General features: G+C 67.0%; 17 protein-coding genes. 13 read left to right on the top strand and 4 right to left on the bottom strand.

What is annotated here, in order from left to right:
• Positions 1-61: 61 nt before the first annotated feature.
• The 4 genes from ACE3N9_RS14145 (at position 62) to ACE3N9_RS14130 (ending at position 3208) form a co-directional block, all read left to right on the top strand.
• On the top strand, positions 62-1285 hold the full coding sequence (locus ACE3N9_RS14145; RefSeq protein WP_374284669.1) for a hypothetical protein: 1224 nt from the start codon (positions 62-64) through the stop codon (positions 1283-1285).
• A 62-nt stretch (positions 1286-1347) separates the two neighbouring features.
• The gene (locus tag ACE3N9_RS14140; protein ID WP_374284696.1) at positions 1348-1776 is read left to right on the top strand and encodes a flavodoxin family protein; all 429 of its coding nucleotides are present in this window, start codon (positions 1348-1350) and stop codon (positions 1774-1776) included.
• 257 nt (positions 1777-2033) lie between these two features.
• Complete coding sequence (locus tag ACE3N9_RS14135; protein WP_374284666.1) at positions 2034-2657, top strand: hypothetical protein; 624 nt, start codon at positions 2034-2036, stop codon at positions 2655-2657.
• Entirely contained in the window at positions 2654-3208 is a 555-nt protein-coding gene (locus tag ACE3N9_RS14130) for an AHH domain-containing protein (RefSeq protein WP_374284665.1), read from the top strand. Before ACE3N9_RS14135 ends, ACE3N9_RS14130 begins: the two co-directional genes overlap by 4 nt.
• Before the next feature lie 169 nt (positions 3209-3377).
• Here ACE3N9_RS14130 and ACE3N9_RS14125 read toward each other — a convergent pair whose 3' ends face one another.
• Positions 3378-4358, bottom strand: a complete 981-nt coding sequence (locus tag ACE3N9_RS14125) for an NAD(P)H-dependent flavin oxidoreductase (RefSeq protein ID WP_374284663.1) — start codon at positions 4356-4358, stop codon at positions 3378-3380.
• A 117-nt stretch (positions 4359-4475) separates the two neighbouring features.
• Here ACE3N9_RS14125 and ACE3N9_RS14120 point away from each other — a divergent pair, with 117 nt between their 5' ends.
• Positions 4476-5018, top strand: coding sequence for an MOSC domain-containing protein (locus tag ACE3N9_RS14120; protein WP_374284660.1), 543 nt, complete (start codon positions 4476-4478; stop codon positions 5016-5018).
• Positions 5019-5022: 4 nt separating this feature from the next.
• On the opposite strand, the gene ACE3N9_RS14115 is transcribed toward ACE3N9_RS14120, so the two are convergent.
• Entirely contained in the window at positions 5023-6180 is a 1158-nt protein-coding gene (locus ACE3N9_RS14115; RefSeq protein ID WP_374284658.1) for an iron-containing alcohol dehydrogenase, read from the bottom strand.
• Position 6181: 1 nt separating this feature from the next.
• On the bottom strand, positions 6182-7222 hold the full coding sequence (locus ACE3N9_RS14110; RefSeq protein ID WP_374284656.1) for an amidohydrolase: 1041 nt from the start codon (positions 7220-7222) through the stop codon (positions 6182-6184).
• Positions 7223-7421: 199 nt separating this feature from the next.
• On the opposite strand from ACE3N9_RS14110, the gene ACE3N9_RS14105 reads away from it, so the two are divergent.
• The 6 genes from ACE3N9_RS14105 (at position 7422) to ACE3N9_RS14080 (ending at position 13213) form a co-directional block, all read left to right on the top strand.
• Entirely contained in the window at positions 7422-8648 is a 1227-nt protein-coding gene (locus ACE3N9_RS14105; protein ID WP_374284655.1) for an acyl-CoA dehydrogenase family protein, read from the top strand.
• Between the two features lie 25 nt (positions 8649-8673).
• Positions 8674-10221: an acyl-CoA synthetase gene (locus tag ACE3N9_RS14100; RefSeq protein ID WP_374284653.1), complete on the top strand. Its 1548-nt coding sequence runs from the start codon at positions 8674-8676 to the stop codon at positions 10219-10221.
• Positions 10222-10234: 13 nt separating this feature from the next.
• Positions 10235-11275, top strand: a complete 1041-nt coding sequence (locus ACE3N9_RS14095; RefSeq protein ID WP_374284650.1) for an alcohol dehydrogenase family protein — start codon at positions 10235-10237, stop codon at positions 11273-11275.
• A gap of 67 nt (positions 11276-11342) precedes the next feature.
• On the top strand, positions 11343-11915 hold the full coding sequence (locus ACE3N9_RS14090; protein ID WP_374284648.1) for a sigma-70 family RNA polymerase sigma factor: 573 nt from the start codon (positions 11343-11345) through the stop codon (positions 11913-11915).
• Positions 11912-12574, top strand: a complete 663-nt coding sequence (locus ACE3N9_RS14085) for an anti-sigma factor domain-containing protein (RefSeq protein ID WP_374284646.1) — start codon at positions 11912-11914, stop codon at positions 12572-12574. The genes ACE3N9_RS14090 and ACE3N9_RS14085 overlap by 4 nt, the downstream gene beginning before the upstream one ends.
• A gap of 96 nt (positions 12575-12670) precedes the next feature.
• Positions 12671-13213 (top strand): fasciclin domain-containing protein, encoded by a 543-nt coding sequence (locus ACE3N9_RS14080; protein ID WP_374284643.1) that lies wholly within the window; start codon positions 12671-12673, stop codon positions 13211-13213.
• Between the two features lie 51 nt (positions 13214-13264).
• Here the strand turns inward: ACE3N9_RS14080 and leuA are convergent, their stop codons facing one another.
• Positions 13265-14941, bottom strand: a complete 1677-nt coding sequence (gene leuA / locus ACE3N9_RS14075; protein ID WP_374284641.1) for a 2-isopropylmalate synthase — start codon at positions 14939-14941, stop codon at positions 13265-13267.
• Between the two features lie 261 nt (positions 14942-15202).
• Here leuA and ACE3N9_RS14070 point away from each other — a divergent pair, with 261 nt between their 5' ends.
• Together ACE3N9_RS14070 and ACE3N9_RS14065 are read left to right on the top strand one after the other, a co-directional pair.
• Positions 15203-16426, top strand: coding sequence for a serine hydrolase domain-containing protein (locus ACE3N9_RS14070; protein ID WP_374284639.1), 1224 nt, complete (start codon positions 15203-15205; stop codon positions 16424-16426).
• A 2-nt stretch (positions 16427-16428) separates the two neighbouring features.
• Positions 16429-16857 carry a PaaI family thioesterase gene (locus ACE3N9_RS14065; RefSeq protein ID WP_374284637.1) on the top strand — a complete coding sequence of 143 codons (429 nt, stop codon included), beginning with the start codon at positions 16429-16431 and terminating at the stop codon, positions 16855-16857.
• The last annotated feature ends 10 nt before the right edge of the window (positions 16858-16867 follow it).

Genomic DNA, 16867 nt, shown 5'->3' with positions numbered 1-16867 from the left:
ACTTTCCCGGCCGGGCTTTCGCTAAGGTTCAGGCTGACGGTCTGTCATTGGGAGTCGTGCCATGCAGAAATCCACTCGCATCGTGATTTGCGCCGCGCTGGGCGCCACCGCACTTGCCGCGCTGCCCTCGCTGGCGCAGCGCGCGCCGACCAGCGGCCCGGTGGCGCGCTATGACATGCGCGCGGGCACCCTGTCGGGCTTTGGCGCGATGGGCGGGGGCATGGGCATGATGTTCGGCGGCGGTGGCAACAAGGTGCAGCACGAGTTGTATCTGCGGCTCGGCTCGTCGCGCGGGCCCGACAAGGGCGGGCCGAAGGCGGATCACTTCATGCCGCCCAGTGCGAAGCTGGGCAAATCGGTCGCGCTGGTCACGCCCACGCTGGAAAAGCAGCCGATGGACGAATTCCCGGGTGAGCGGCCGCGCGGGCGCCTGCTGATCTTCTGGGGCTGCGGCGAACACGCGCCCAAGGGACAGCCGGTGGTGATCGATTTCGCCAAGATCGCCGCCGGGCAGATGCCGGCCGGCATCTGGAGCAGCACCGTGATCCGCGACTGGGGCCCAAGCCAGACCAACAGCAAGACCTTTGGCCGCTGGCCGGCCGAGGATGGCAAGTACGCCAAGGCCGATACCTCGCTGCCGGGGCCGCACCGGGTGGCGGGCAACTATTCGCCGGAAATGTCCTTTACCTTGGCCAAGGACTTCATGGCCCCGCTGCGCACCAGAAATGCCGAACAGGCGAGCGGCGCGGCGCTGCTCTCATGGGGGGCGGTGGCGGAGGCGACCGGCTATCTCGCCACGCTGTTCGGCGGCCGGATGAGCCCGGATGGCAAGATGGGCGACATGGTGATGTGGACCAGCAGCGCGGGCCGCCAGTTCGGCGGCGGGCTGGGTGACTGGCTGTCGCCCGGGCAGGTCGCCACGCTGGTCAAGGAGCGCACGGTCATGCCGCCGGCGACCACCAGTTGCCTGGTCCCGGCCGAAGTGCGCAAGGCGGCCCCCGATTTCCGCATGGGCACGCTGACCGCGTTTGGCCCGCAGGAGGATTTTTCGTTCCCGCCGCGCCCGGCCGATCCCAAGGCCGCGTGGAACCTGGAATGGACCGCGCGGATCCGCCACCGGTCGACCACCACCTGGATGGACATGCCCGGCATGGGCGACATGGGCGGCATGAGCGGCATGAGCGAACGCGACGATGACGACGCGAGGGCCCAGCCGCAGCAGAACTGCAAGCCCAAGGGCGGGCTGGGCGGACTGGTGCGCGGCGTGCTCAAGCCCGGCTGCTGAGCATCAGGACCGAGCCCGTGCTGGCGATCGTCTGGCATAGCCGCACCGGCGCGGCACGGGCCATGGCCGCCGCGGCGCATGACGCGGCGCAGGGCCGCGCGCGCCTGCTTGCCGCCGAGGAGGTCACGCCCGAAGCGCTGCTCGCCGCCAGCGGCTATCTGTTCGCCTGTCCGGAGAACCTCGGTGCGATGAGCGGGGCGATGAAGGAGATGTTCGATCGCTGTTACTATCCGCTGCTCGGGCAGGTCGAGGGGCGGCCCTATGCGACGATGATCGCGGCGGGCAGCGATGGCCACGGCGCGCAGGCCCAGCTTGACCGGATCGTCACCGGCTGGCGGCTGAAACGGGTGGCCAATCCGCTGCTGGTCAACCTGGCGGCGCAGACGCCCGAGGCGATTCTCGCCCCCAAGCAGGTGCCGGCGGAGCGCCTCGAAGAATGCGCCATGCTGGGCGCGGCCCTGGCCGAAGGGATCGCACTGGGCGTTTTCTGACCCCGCGCGGCAATTGCGTCCAAAACGGCGTCAGTGTCATGATCGGGACTCGACGCGGAGCGTTCATTGGTGCCAGATGCGTCCTTCCTAATCAAAGCGCTATGGGGGGAACCATCGTCGCTGACGTGCAAGCGGTGCAACAGACCGAGGCTGTCCTTTCGCTGATCTTCGCGAAGGGGCAACGCCCGGATTGCGCCGCTGTGTCTGCGCTGGCGGCTGGTGCAGAAGCAGGGCCGGCGCGCTTTGCGATCAGCCATATGCCTGCGGGCAATCACGGCTGGCTGGAACTGTTGATCAGCGGCATGGCGATTGATTGCCGGGGACTGGCGCCCGCACCGGCCGAACCACGCCCCGCGTCCGGCGCGATCCTGGGCCTGGGCGAATCGCCCGATGGCGAAGCGATCAGCCTGCACCCCGGGCCGCACCTGGCGGATGCGGTGGCGATGCTGCCGGTGGTGCGCGCGGTGGCTGCGCTGGCGGTGGAACTGGCCGCGCTGCCCGGCTTGCTGGCGGTGTGCTGGAACCCGGCGCAGTGCTGGATGGCCCCGGCCTATTTCCGCAAGGTGATTGGCGATTGGCTGGCCGGCGGGCCGTTCCCGGCTCTGGGGCTGACCAGCCTGCACCGCACGGCGCAGGGCGCGATGGAAAGCCGGGGGCTGGCCTTCTTCACCGGGCAGGAACTGCAATTGCCCGCCGCCGCCGGCTATACCCCGGCTGATCAGGCGCGGATCGCGGTGCGGCTGATCAACGAATTGGTCGGGCGCGACGCGTTGACCCAGCCGGTGGAACTGACCGGACCGGCGGGCGAACCGCTGGTGATTGCCCCGATCCTGGCCGAACAGAAGCTGCGGGTGATCCTGCGCAAGGGGGGGCTGGTTTGAACCTGCTGCACCCCGGCAGTCTGGGCGCTGATCATGCGCAGCGCCAGCGGCTGTCGTTCCGGGCGGTCAACCGGCGCGACCAGCCGGGGTTCGATGCGGGGGTGCAACGCCACCACCTGTTGCCCCGGCAGCTCCTCTCGCAGCGCTGCTTTGGCGCGCTGTTCCAGGCGCTGGGACTGGAACGGGTGGGGTTCGACGATTTCCGCCGCAACGGGCTGCTGCTGCCGGCGAACGACCAGGCAGTGGTGCGCATCGGCCTGCCGCTGCATCGCGGCCCGCATCGCAGCTACAACGCCATGGTCTGTGAACGCGTGGGCCAGATCGAGGCTGGCTGGGCGGCCACGCGCGGCCGCGCGCCTGAAGTGGCGCTGATGGATGCCTACCAGCGGCTTGAACTGCTGCAACGCGCGCTGCGCCGCCGCCTGCTGGCGCAGCAGCGCCGATTGAAGCTCAACCGCAAGGACCCGCTCGGCAGCCGGTTCGACTTTGCCGAACTGGACGCCATGGCCGACCTGCTGTGGCCAGCCACCGCGCCCGATCAGGACGTCTAGGCGGCGTGGACAAATTCGATGTCTGCTGTTCGGCCCCTGCCACCGCCTCGACTACCCCGTCTCCCCGGGTCAAGCCCGGGGAGACGGCAAGGGGGAGAGTGATGGGCGCAAATGCCAGTCCGCCGCGCCAAACGACAGGTCGGAATTTGTCGACGCCGCCTAGGACCGTTCAGGCCAGCGCCATGCGCGCCTTTTCCGCCAGTTCCTTGCGTGCCTGGTTGTATTCCGCTTCCAGCCGGTCGACCCGCTGGGCCACGGTTTCGACCGCCTTGACCGCGCCGATGCCCTGACCCGAACCCCAGATGTCCTTCCAAGCCTTGGCATCGGTATTGCCGCCCGAACCGAAGTTCATCTTGCTGGGATCGCTTTCGGGGAGGTTGTCGGGATCAAGCCCGGCGGCTTCGATCGAGGGGCGCAGGTAATTGCCGTGGACCCCGGTGAACAGGTTGGAATAGACGATGTCCTCGGCCTTGCCGGCGACGATCGCGTCCTTGTAGCCTTGCACCGCGTTGGCTTCCTGCGTGGCGATCCAGGCCGAACCGATATAGCCGAAATCGGCGCCCATCGCCTGCGCGGCCAGCACCGAACGCCCGCAGGCGATCGAGCCGGACAGTGCGATCAGGCCGGTGAACCATTCACGGATTTCCTGCATCAGGGCGAAGGGTGAAAGCGTGCCGGCATGGCCGCCCGCGCCCGCCGCCACCGGGATCAGCCCGTCCGCGCCCTTTTCCACCGCCTTGCGGGCGAACCGGTCGTTGATCACGTCGTGCAGCACGATCCCGCCCCAGGCGTGCACGGCCTGATTCACGTCCTCGCGCGCGCCCAGCGAAGTGATCACCATCGGCACCTGCCACTTGGCGCAGACCTCCATGTCCTCGTCCAACCGGTTGTTCGACTTGTGGACGATCTGGTTGACGGCGAACGGCGCGGCGGGGCGGTCCGGGTTGTCGCGGTTGTGCGCGGCCAGTTCCTCGGTGATGCGGTGCAGCCATTCGTCCAGCACGCCCGAGGGCCGGGCGTTGAGCGAGGGGAAGCTGCCGATGATCCCGGCCTTGCACTGCGCGATCACCAGTTCCGGCCCGGATATGATGAACAGCGGCGAAGCGATGACGGGCAGGCGCAGGCGGTCGAACGGGGCGGGCAGGGCCATGGGCAATCCTCTACTTAATTGGTCGGTTAAGCGGTTCATATGAAGCGCCGCCTGCCTTGTCGAGTGGCGCAATGAAACTGATTTGTCTCAGCGCCGCGTGGTGCTAGGCCGGGTGGCATGACGCCAACCGTCCTGTCCGTCGCGCGCGATGCCGGTCATCGCTTCAGCAAGCCGCAAGTGGCCGAAATCCGCCTGGTCGCCGGCTTCGGGGTGGAAGGGGACGCGCACTTTGGTCGGCTGGTCCAGCACCGTTATGACCAGAAGCGCAATCCGCAGGCGCCCAACCTGCGCCAGGTCCACCTGATCCACGGCGAACTGCTGGAGGAACTGGCGGGCAAGGGCTTTGCCGTGGCCCCCGGCGAACTGGGCGAGAATGTGACGACGCGCGGGATCGACCTGCTGGGCCTGTCGCGCGGCACGCGGCTGCGCATGGGGCCGCAGGCGCTGATCGAGATTACCGGGCTGCGCAGCCCGTGCAAGCTGATCAACGCGCTGGCGCCGGGGCTGATGGATGCCCTGCTGGACCGCGCGGGCGATGGCAGTGTTATCCGCAAGAGCGGGGTGATGGCCGTGGTGATCGAGGACGGCACGGTCCGCCCCGGCGACGCGATCGAGCTGGAATCGGTGCCGCTGGCGCATGAGCCGCTGGCGCCGGTCTAACGGTTCAGCCCCAGGCCTGGTGGTACAGCGCTTCGATTTCGGCTGCTTGCGGCACGCGCGGGTTGTTGGCGGGCGAGCCTGAGGCGAGCGCCTGGCGGGCCATCAGCGGGACCAGTTCGTCCCAGCGTTCGCGCGGGATGCCATAGGCGCGCGGGGTGGGCACCGCCAGATCGGCGTTGATCCGTTCTAGCGCCTCGACCAGCCGGCCGACCGCGCCCTGGTCGCTTTCCGTGTCGCTCGCCAGCCCCATCGCGCGGGCGCACTGGGCATAGCGGGGCAGGGCGGCAGGGGCCGACCACTGCGTCACCAGCGGCATCAGCATGGCGTTGGACAGGCCGTGGGCAACGTGAAAATGCGCGCCGATCGGGCGGCTCATCCCGTGGACCAGCGCGACCGAGCTGTTGGAAAAGGCGATCCCGCCTTGCAAGGCCCCCAGCATCAGCGCTTCGCGCGCGGGGCGGTTGCCGGGATCGGCGCAGGCAATCGGCAGGTTCGGCCAGATCAGCCGCATGGCCGACAGCGCCGCCGCGTCGGAAAACGGATTGGCACGCTGCGAGACATAGGCCTCGACCGCGTGGACCAGGCTGTCGATCCCGGTATCGGCGGTGAGCCGCGCGGGCTTGGTCAGCGTCAGCTCGTAATCGACGATTGCCAGCGTGGGGAGATAGGCCAGCCCGGCGCAGAGCATCTTCTCGTCGGTGGTGGTATCGGTGATGATGGTAAAGCGGGTCGCTTCGCTCCCGGTCCCGGCGGTGGTCGGGATAGCCACGATCGGCAGGGCGGGCGCATCTTCCTGGTGCGGGGCTTTCAGCGCGCTGACCGGCACGTCGCGCAGCGCTTTCACCGCGACGATCTTGGCCGTGTCGATCGGGCTGCCGCCGCCCAAGCCGATAACGCAGTCATGCTGGCCGGCGCGCAAGTAGGCGGTGGCCGCCTCGACGCAGTCCACCGTGGGGTCGGGCACGGCTTCGGCATAGGTGCGCGCGGCAATGCCTGCGCGTTCCAGCACGCCCAGCACCCGGTCAAGGATGCCGGAGCCGGCGATCCACCCGTCGGTGACGATCAGCGGGCGCGTCAGGCCGAACTGGGCCAGCGCTTCCGGCAATTCGTCCAGCACGCCCCCGCCGATGCGGATCGCGCGCGGCAGGTGGATCGCCGCCATGTCAGCCCGGCAGTCCCTCGATGCCATAGAACCGCGCGGCGGTTCCGGCATAGAGCGCGCGTTTTTCATCCGCGCTGGCGCCCAGGGTCAGCCGCTTGAACGTGTTCCACAGCACCGGGTAGCTCGCCCCCCACTTGTCGACCGGGTAATTGCTTTCGAACATCGCGCGCTCCGGCCCGAAGGCTTCGATGCAGGTTTCGATGTAGGGGCGCCACATGGCCGCCAGCACTTCGGAACCAAGCCCGGCTTCCGGCCCGTGATCGGGCATGCCGGGGAACGACATGGCCAGGCCCCCCAGCTTGATCGACACGTTGGGGCACTGCGCCAGGGTGCGGATCTTCTCGCGCCAGATGTCGAAGCGTTCGTGCAGCTTGCCGTGATAGCTGCCCATGCCCAGCGGCGTGCCGCAGTGGTCCAGCACGATCGGCTGGCCGGGGAAGGCGCGGGCGAGATCGATCACGTCATCCAGCTGCGGCTCGAGCAGCCAGGCGTCGAACGTCAGCCCCAGTTCGCCAAGATGGCGGAAGCCTTCCCGGAACTTCGCATCGCGGTACAGCCCGGCGGGGTGGTGGAACGGCGGGCCCAGCACATCGGGATCGGCATCCCAGGCGGCGGCGTGGCGGATACCCTTGAAGCGGGGCGTCGCGGCCATCAGCTTTTCGAGCACGGGCCGGGCTTCATCGCCCAGGGTCAGGTCGGCATGGCCGATGATCGCGGCGCACAGCCGCTGGGTGCCATAGAGGCCGCTCGCGCTCTGCGCGGCGACGCCGTTGACGTACTCAACCTCGCCCAGAACCTTCAGCGCATTGCCATAGGCACCGTTGTAGAACGCGCCGCATTCCATGAACACGGTGCCGATCACGTTGTGCCCGCTGTTGGTCTCGGCGTGCAGCTCGTTGAACGTGTAGTACGGCGTGCGCGAAACCGAGGCGATGAAGTGGTGGTGGGGCTCTGGAAAGACGCTCAGCATCGGCCGCAGGTCCCACAGATGGTGGTGCGGGTCGATGATCGGCAGTTCGGGTTCCAGGATCTCTTCGGTCATGGCAGTCCTCTTTCCAGCGGTTCTGTTTGACCGCCAGCTTATGCCGCGATCCGGGTTTGACAAGCGCGGATCGCCCCCGCATTAATCATGCGATTAAAAAAATCGGCGCGGGAGAGGAACGGGCGCACCAGGCGGTCGGGCGGTTTTGCCCCTTCGACTGATTTTGCACTCGGACGCAATTTCTGAAAGGCACAGCACAATGCAGTTTGAACATTCCGACAAGGTCAAGGATCTGATCGCCCGCGTCGAAGCCTTCATGTACGAGCACGTCTATCCCAACGAAGACGCCTATAACGACTGGATCAACGATCCGGCCCGGCTGTGGCAGGAATGGCCCGGCATGGAAGACCTCAAGGACAAGGCCCGCGCCGCGGGGCTGTGGAACCTGTTCCTGCCGCACGAATACGGCCACTGGTCGCCGGGGCTGACCAACCTGGAATATGCGCCGCTGGCCGAAGTGATGGGCCGCGTGCCGTTCTCCAGCCAGGTGTTCAACTGCAGCGCGCCCGACACCGGCAACATGGAAGTGCTGGCCAAGTATGGCAGCCCCGAGCAGCAGGAAAAGTGGCTCAAGCCCCTGCTCGAAGGGACGATCCGTTCGGCCTATGTGATGACCGAGCCGCAGGTTGCCTCGTCGGATGCGACCCAGCTGGAACTGTCGATCACGCCGGATGGCGATGACTATGTGCTCAACGGGCGCAAGTGGTGGATTTCCAACGCGATGCACCCGCGTTGCAAGATCTGGATCGTGATGGGCAAGACCGATTTCGATGCCCCGCGCCATGCCCAGCATTCGCAGATCCTGGTCGAACCGGACACCCCGGGGATCACCATCGTGCGCCACCTGACCGTGTTCGGCAGCCACAATTCGCCCGGCGGCGAATGCGAGCTGCGTTTCGACAACGTGCGCGTGCCCAAGGAAAACATGATCCTGGGGCCGGGGCGCGGCTTTGAAATCGCGCAAGGGCGCCTGGGGCCGGGCCGCATCCACCACTGCATGCGCTCGATCGGTCAGGCCCAGCGCGCGCTGGAAATCATGGCCCGCCGCGCGGATGAGCGCGTCGCTTTCGGCAAGAAACTGGCGGACCAGTCGAGCATTCGCCAGGACGTGGCGAAGAGCTTCTGCGAAGTCGAAATGGCCCGCCTGCTCACTTTCAAGGCAGCGGACGCGATGGACCGTTATGGCAACAAGGTCGCCAAGGACCTGATCGCCGCGATCAAGGTGGTTGCCCCGCAGATGGCGCAGACCGTGTGCGACCGGGCGATCCAGGTCCACGGCGGGATGGGCGTTTCCGACGATACTCCGATCGCGCGGTTCTTCACGATCAACCGCTTCGTGCGGATCGCCGATGGCCCGGACGAAGTACACATGAGCCAGCTCGGCAAGCAGAAGATCCGCGAATACGTGTCGATGAACCAGCGCTGATGCGCTGACGCCAAGGGAGGGCGCGATGGGCTGGATCAAGAGCGGGGAGCGTATCCTTTCCGCCGCCGAATTCGACCAGCGCGCCCGCCGCGCGGCCGGGGTGATCGCCGGCTTTGGCGTGGGCAAGGGGGACGGCGTTGCCTTCTACCTGCGCAACGACCTGGCCTATTTCGAAGGGGTGTTCGGGGCCGGGATGCTGGGGATCTACCCGGTCCCGGTCAACTGGCACTACACCGTGGACGAGGCGCGCTATCTGCTGGAAGACAGCGGGGTAAAGCTGCTGGTGATCCACGCCGACCTGCTCGAGCCGGTGCGCGCGGCGATTCCCGCCGGACTGCCGGTGGTGGTCGTGCCGACCCCGCCCGAAGTGCGCAAAGCTTACGGCATGGCCGAAGTGCCGCCGCCGGCCGGTTACCCGCTGTGGGACGATCTGCTGGCCAAGGCAGAACCCTTCACGGGCGAGGGGGAAGTCGCCCCCAGTTCGATCATTTACACCTCCGGCACCACCGGCCGCCCCAAGGGTGTGCGCCGCGCCGCCTTTACCCCGAAACAGGCTGAAGCGGTCCAGACCATGCTCGGCTGGTCCTATGGCTACACCGAAGTGCTGGCCGGGCGGCGCGATCCTGCCAGCATCACGACGGCGGTGATCGGCCCGGTCTACCACTCCGCGCCCAATGCCCATTCGGCCTTCTCGATCCGCATCGGTGCCAACGTGGTAATCATGCCGCGCTTCGATGCGGAGGAGCTGCTCGCCCTGATCGAGCGCGAGAAGATCACGCACCTCAACATGGTGCCGATCATGTTCAACCGCCTGCTGCGCCTGCCCGAGGAGGTGAAGCGCAAGTACGACCTATCGAGCCTCGAATATGTCACCCACGCCGCCGCGCCGTGCCCGCCGCCGGTCAAGCGGGCGATGATCGAATGGTGGGGGCCGGTGATCTGGGAATATTACGGCTCGACCGAGATGGGCAACGTTACCAACTTGTCCTCGCAGGAATGGCTGGCGCATCCGGGCTCGGTCGGGCGGGTCCAGCCGGGTGTGACGCTGCGCGTGGTCGATCCGCAAGGCAACGACGTGCCCCCCGGCACGATCGGCGAAGTGATCGGCAAGGGCCGCCACGGCACCAATTTCACCTACCAGAACTCGCCCGAAAAGCGCGCGGCGATGGAAAAGTATGGCCTGATCACACCGGGCGACATGGGCTATTTTGACGCTGACGGGTTCCTCTACCTGTGCGACCGGATCAACGACATGATCATCTCGGGCGGGGCAAACATCTACCCGGCGGAGATCGAGGCGGAATTGCACAAGCTGCCCGGCGTGGCCGACTGCGCGGTGTTCGGCATTCCGGACGAGGAGTTTGGCGAAAGCGTGATGGCCGTCGTCCAGCCGATGCCCGGCGTGGAACTGAACGCGGCAGATCTGCAGGCCGAACTGCGCAAGGTGCTGACCAGCTACAAGGTCCCGCGCCGGATCGACTTTGCCGCCAGCCTGCCGCGCGAGGATTCGGGCAAGATCTTCAAGCGCAAGCTGCGCGAACCCTTCTGGGAAGGGCGGGAACGGCGGATCTGAGAGAGGACCAGCGATGAAAGCCCTGCGGTATTACGGCGCGCGCGATGTGCGGCACGAGGACATGGACGATCCCACCCCGCAGAGCGACCGCGACGCGGTGATCAAGGTCGAGGCCTGCTCGATCTGCGGATCGGACCTGCACATCTACCACGGCCACGGCTTCAGCGAGGACGTGGGCTTCTGCGTCGGACACGAGGCGGTGGGCGAAGTGGTCGAGGTTGGGCGCGGGGTTCACCGGCTGAAGGCTGGCGACAAGGTGATGATCCCGGCCGCCGTGGGCTGCGGGGCCTGCCGCTCGTGCCTGGCGGGCAACGTTGCCTGCTGCGAATACAACCTGGGGTCGTGCTATGGTCTGTCGGCCAAGCTGCAGGGCTCGCAGGCCGAGGCGGTGCGCGTGCCGGCGGCCGATTTCAACGCGGTGGCGGTGCCCGAAGGCGTCAGCATGGAACAGGCGTTGATGCTGACCGATGCCATGGCCACCGCCTGGTACGGCGCGCGGCAGGCGGACATCAAGCCGGGCTCCGGCGTGGCGGTGATCGGCCTTGGCCCGATCGGGCTGATGGCGGTGGACAGCGCCTTCGTGCTGGGCGCGCACATGGTCTACGCGATCGACCCGATTGCCGAACGCCGCGCGCTGGCCGAAGCGAGCGGGGCAATCGCGCTGCACCCGGACGAGGCGCTGGAGCGGATCAAGCAGGATACCAAGGGCCACAAGCTCGAATGCGTGGTTGAGGTCGTCGGCTCTGACGCTACGGTCGATTTCGCGCTGCGACTGGTGCGGCGGCGCGGGACGGTTTCGGTGATCGGCGTCCAGCAAAGCCGCCGCTTCCCGTTCCCGCTGGAACGCGCCTTTGCTGCAGGACTGACCTTCCGCGCCGGAACCTGCTCGGTGCCGGAAGAACTGCCCGCGCTGTTCCCGCTGATCCAGGGCGGGCGGCTGAAACCCGAACGCTACATCAGCCACCGACTGCCGCTCAGCGAGGGTGCCGAAGCCTACCGCCTGTTCGAAGCGCGCGAGGCGGGCGCGCTGAAAATGGTGCTGCGGCCGGAGTGACGTAGCGGCGAACCTGTCCCAAGGGGTCCGTGGCTGGCCGGGCGTCGCGATGCTAGTTGCGATGGCCATGGCTTCGCAAACACCCGATCAGACGCTGTCGCTCGAACGGGCAGCGCTGTCGCGCGCGCTGGCGCGGGTTGCCCGCCAGGACCGCGATGCCCTGCAGGAAGTCTATCGCCGCACCTCGCGGAAACTTTTTGCCGTCTGTATGCGTATCTGTGGCGAACAGTCCCAGGCCGAGGATGCGATGCAGGAAGTCTATCTCACGATCTGGCAGCGCGCGGGCAGCTTCGATCCCGAACGCGGCAATCCGATCTCGTGGCTCGCGGCGCTGACCCGCAACCGCGCGATCGACCTGCTGCGCCGGTCCGGCCGGGTCCCCAGTGCACCGCTCGACCTGGCGAGCGAAGTGGCCGATGACGCGCCCGATGCCGAGACCGCGTTGCTGCAACGCGGCGAGGAGGCGCGGATCAATTTCTGCATCGAGCGCTTGGCGCGCAGCGACGCGGCGATGATCCGCACCGCCTTTTTCGAAGGCGCGACCTATGCCGAGCTGGCGGCGCGCGGCGCCATGCCGCTGGGCACCGTGAAAAGCCGGATCCGCCGCGCCCTGCTCAAGCTGCGGGAGTGCCTGGGATGAGCGAGGAGGACGATCTCCTGGCCGCCGAACTGGCGCTGGGGCTGAACCAGGACCAGGCCGCGCAGGCCCGCAAGGCCAGCGATCCGGACTTTGCCGCGCGGGTCCAGTGGTGGGAGCAGCATTTCGCTGGATTGACCGTGCCGCTGGCCCAGCAGGCCGCGCCGGACCTGTGGCCGCGCATTGCCGCCGCTCTGCCGCAGAACGACAACGCCGATAGTGCGCGGCGCTGGAAGATCATCAGCGGTGCGATGGCGGCGGTGGCGGCGGTCACGCTGTTCCTGGCCGTGGTCCAGCGCCCGCAGGATGCCGCGCCGCCCCGGCCGGGCGCGCCCGCGGTGGCCAGCCTGGCGGGCGAACGCGGCAGCGCCCTGGCGATCAGCTACGACGGCCATTCGCACCGTCTGACAGTCGCGCCGGTGCGGCTCGATCCGGGCCAGGGCGATGCCGAACTGTGGGTCATCCCGGTCGGTTCCGACAAGGCGGTGTCGCTGGGCGTGATCGATGCCCGCCAGCCGCGCTCGCACCAGTTGACGGACGAGCAGGCCCGGCTGGTCGCGCCCGGCGCGGTTTTCGCGATTTCGCTGGAACCGCTGGGAGGTTCGCCCACCGGCAAGGCGACCGGCCCGATCGTCGCCAAGGGCACCCTGATCGCGACCTGAAATTTTTTTGCAGGGGCGATGCATCCGCAGGGCGGGTGGCTGCGTATCTTGCTTGCTGGCGCGTTTGGACGCCCGGCTTGCAAGAAGGATTTTTCGATGAAGCTCAAGATTGCCCTTGCCGCCACCGCCCTGTCGCTGGTGATGGCCCCCGCCGTCGCCGGAACCATGAAGCATCACGCTGCGGCCAAGCACCACAGCGGCACCATCGTCGAAACGGCGGTCGGTTCGCAGGACCTCTCGACGCTGGTCGCGGCGGTCAAGGCGGCCGGTCTGGTCGATACGCTGTCGGGCACCGGCCCGTTCACCGTGTTCGCGCCGACCAATGCCGCCTTTGCCAAGCTGCCCGCCGACACGGTCGATACCCTGCTCAAGCCCGAGAACAAGGCCGCGCTGACCGGCGTGCTGACCTATCACGTCGTCGCCGGCAAGGTGACCAGCGCTGACCTGGCCAAGCTGATCAAGGCTGGCGGCGGCTCGGCCGAGGTGACCACCGTGGCCGGCGGCAAGCTGACCGCCAGGTGGCAGGGCAAGCAGATCGTGCTGACCGATGCCAAGGGCGGCAAGTCCACCGTGACCGCCGCCAATGTCGCCGCGTCGAACGGCGTTGTTCACGTGATCGACGGCGTGCTGCTGCCGTAACCGCACAGACCCTCGCGGGGCACGGTTCGTGCCGCGCCCCGCGAGCGGAATTCAGGCCTGGGCCACCGCGTTGGCCGCGCTCAGCACGGCGCGGACGCTGGCGGTGGCAACGTCGGCATCGATGCCGACCCCCCAGATCGTCTTGCCGTCCGGGCCGACGCATTCGACATAGGCCGCCGCATTGGCATCCGAGCCGGCGGTCATCGCGTGTTCGGTGTAATCCTTGACTTCAAGGTTGACCCCGAAGCTTTCGCGCAGGGTCGACACGACCGAGCTGATCAGCCCGTTGCCGCGACCCGAAACCGACTGTTCCTTGCCGTCCAGTTCGATCTTGCCGGCGAAGATCCGGGTGCCATCGGGCGCGCGGGTTTCGTCGTAATCAACCAGCTGGAAGTGCTGCGGGGTGTTGAGCTTGTAGGTCTTCTGGAACACGTTCCAGATGTCCTCGGCAAACAGCTCGCGGCCCACTTCGTCGGCCAGTTCCTGGACGTGCTTGGAAAAGTGCGCCTGCATCTTCTTGGGAAGCTTCAGGCCCTGGTCCTGTTCCAGCACCCAGGCGAAGCCGCCCTTGCCGCTTTGCGAGTTGACGCGGATCACCGCTTCATAGTCGCGGCCCAGGTCCGCCGGATCGATCGGCAGATAGGGCATTTCCCAGACTTCGTCGTTCTGCGCCTCGCGCGCGGCGAAGCCCTTCTTGATCGCGTCCTGGTGGCTGCCCGAGAACGAGGTGTAGACCAGTTCGCCGACATAGGGATGGCGCGGGTGGATCGGCAGCTGGTTGCAGTATTCAACCGTCTGCGCGATTTCATCGATGTTCGAGAAATCGAGCTCGGGATCGATCCCTTGCGTGTACATGTTGAGCGCAACAGTCACGATGTCGCAGTTGCCGGTGCGTTCGCCATTGCCGAACAGGCAGCCTTCCACGCGGTCGCCCCCGGCCATCAGGCCCAGTTCCGCCGCCGCGATGCCGGTGCCGCGATCGTTGTGGGTGTGCAGGCTGATCACCACGCTGTCGCGGTTGGGGATCAGCCGCCCGAACAGCTCCACCTGGTCGGCATAGACGTTGGGCGTCGCGCATTCGACCGTGGCGGGCAGGTTGAACAGGATCGGATGGTCGGGCGTGGGCTGCAGCACGTCCATCACCGCCGCGCAAACCTCGACCGAATATTCGACTTCGGCGGTGGAGAAGGTTTCCGGGCTGTATTCGAAGATCCAGTCGGTGCCGTGATACTTGGCCGCCTGGTCGCGCAGCACCTTGGCACCTTCGATCGCGATTTCCTTGATCTGCTCCTTGGTCATCCCGAACACGACCTTGCGCCAAACCGGCGAGACCGCGTTGTAGAGATGGACAATGGCCGACTTCGCGCCTTCCAGGCTGGCGAAGCTGGTTTCGATCAGGTCGCGGCGCGACTGGGTGAGGACCTGGACTACCACGTCCTCGGGAATCTTGTCGTTCTTGACGAGCCCGGAGATGAAATCGAAATCGGTCGCGCCGCTGGCGGGGAAGCCGACCTCGATCTCCTTGCAGCCGACTTTCAGCAGCAGCTCGAAGAAGCGCATCTTCTTTTCCGCGCCCATCGGATCGATCAGCGCCTGGTTGCCATCGCGCAGGTCGGTGGACAGCCAGCGCGGCGCCTTGGTGATCTGGCGGCTGGGCCACTGGCGATCGGGCAGGTTGATCGGCGGGAAGGGGCGATACTTGACGCCCGGGTTCTTCAGCATGGTCATGGCAGGTTCTCGAAATCTGGCTTTGCGACGGTTCAGCGGCTTTCTGCTACCCCCTTGAGCGTCGCAGCGCGGCGCCCATGCGCACGCCAGCTCACGCCCAAGGGCGGATAAGTCGCAGGGTAAGGCCAAGCGCGAGAGTCATCATGGCGCCTATGGCGGGCAGGGGCGGGCTTGTAAAGGGGGCACACCTGATCACTTGCCCCGCCGCGCGCCGCAGGCAATAGAGGTATCAAACCGAAACCCTTTTGCTGCGGAGCGCCGATGTCCAGTCCCACCCCTTCGTCCGGCCGGTTCGATCCCCATCGCCTCGCGCGGATCGACCGCTTCGTGCAGGAACGCTATCTCGACAGCGGCAAGCTGCCCCATGCGCAGGTGCTGGTCGCCCATCGGGGCGAGATCGCGCATTTCAGTTCGCTTGGCCCGGCACGGGATGGTTCGGCCAAGCCGATTGACGAAGGCTCGCTGTTCCGCATCGCCAGCATGACCAAGCCGGTCACCTCGATCGCCTTCATGATGCTGGTCGAGGAATGCAAGGTCGCGCTCGACACGCCGGTTGCCGATGTGCTGCCCGAATTCAAGGACCTGGGGGTCTACAACGGCGGCGGGGCGGGGGTGCCGTTCCTGACCAGGCCGTGCGAGCGGCCGATGCTGATGGTTGACCTGTTGCGCCACACCTCGGGGCTGACCTACAGCTTCCAGAACCGCAGCAACATCGACGCCGCGCACCGCGAGCTGAAGCTGGAAAACTGGCACGGGGCCTATGACCTCGACGCCATGGTTGCCGCGCTGGGCAAGCTGCCGCTGGAATTCTCGCCGGGCGAGGCGTGGAACTATTCCGTTTCCACCGACGTGCTGGGCGCGGTGGTGCAGCGCGTGTCCGGCCAGCGGCTGGACGAATTCTTCGCCGCCCGCATCTTCAAGCCGCTGCAGATGAATGACACCTTCTTTGCGGTCCCGGCCGACAAGACCGAGCGGCTGACCGATTGCTGGACCTTTGTGCCCGGCAAGGGGCGGGTGATGTACGATCGCGGCGCGCAAAGCGCGTGGAGCCGCGAGCCGGTGCAACTGTCCGGCGGGGGCGGGCTGGTCTCGACCGCGCTCGATTATCACAGCTTCTGCCGGATGCTGCTGAACGGCGGCGAGCTGGAAGGGACGCGGATCGTCAGCCGCAAGACGCTGGAACTGATGACCATGAACCACCTGCCCGGCAATGGCGACCTGGCCAGCCTGTCGCGCAGCCTGTTCAGCGAGGCGACCAATGCCGGGGTCGGGTTCGGCCTGGGCTTTGCGGTCAACCTCAACCCCGCGCCCAACCTGATGCCCGGTTCGGTCGGTGAATTCTACTGGGGGGGGATGTTCTCGACCGCGTTCTTCGTCGATCCGGTCGAGGACGTGACTATGGTGTTCATGACCCAGCTGTCGCCGTCGAGCACCTATCCGATCCGGCGCGAGCTCAAGACCCTGATCTATTCGGCGCTGGTCTGACCATGAGCGAGGACGCGAACGATCCGCTGTACGAGGCGATGGGCCTGGTGCGCATTGTCACCATGGACCCGGCGGGGCGGGCCACGCTGGAATACAGCGCCCGGCCGGAAATGTGCCATTCCGGCGGGGTGGTGCAGGGCGGTTTCGTGACCGGCTGGATCGACGCGGCGATGGCCCACGCGGCGATTGCCGCCAATGGGCCGGATGTGACGCCGATGACGCTGGAACTGAAAGTCAGCTTCTTCGCACCTGTCCGCCCCGGACTGGTGATCGCCGAAGGCTGGGTCGAACGCGCCGGGCGCAAGACCTGCTTCTATGAAGGCCACCTCAAGGACGAAAACGGCAAGGTCCTGGCCAAGGCGACGACGACGATGATGCTGGCCGACCGGGCCAGGGTCGAGGCCGCCGCCAGGGCAGCGACCTCGGCCTGACGGGATCGGA

The organism is Novosphingobium sp., assembly GCF_041905565.1.
Classification (GTDB): Bacteria; Pseudomonadota; Alphaproteobacteria; order Sphingomonadales; family Sphingomonadaceae; genus Novosphingobium.
The sequence above is the reverse complement of the archived record's forward strand: the minus strand, read 5'-3'. Positions and strand labels throughout refer to the sequence as shown.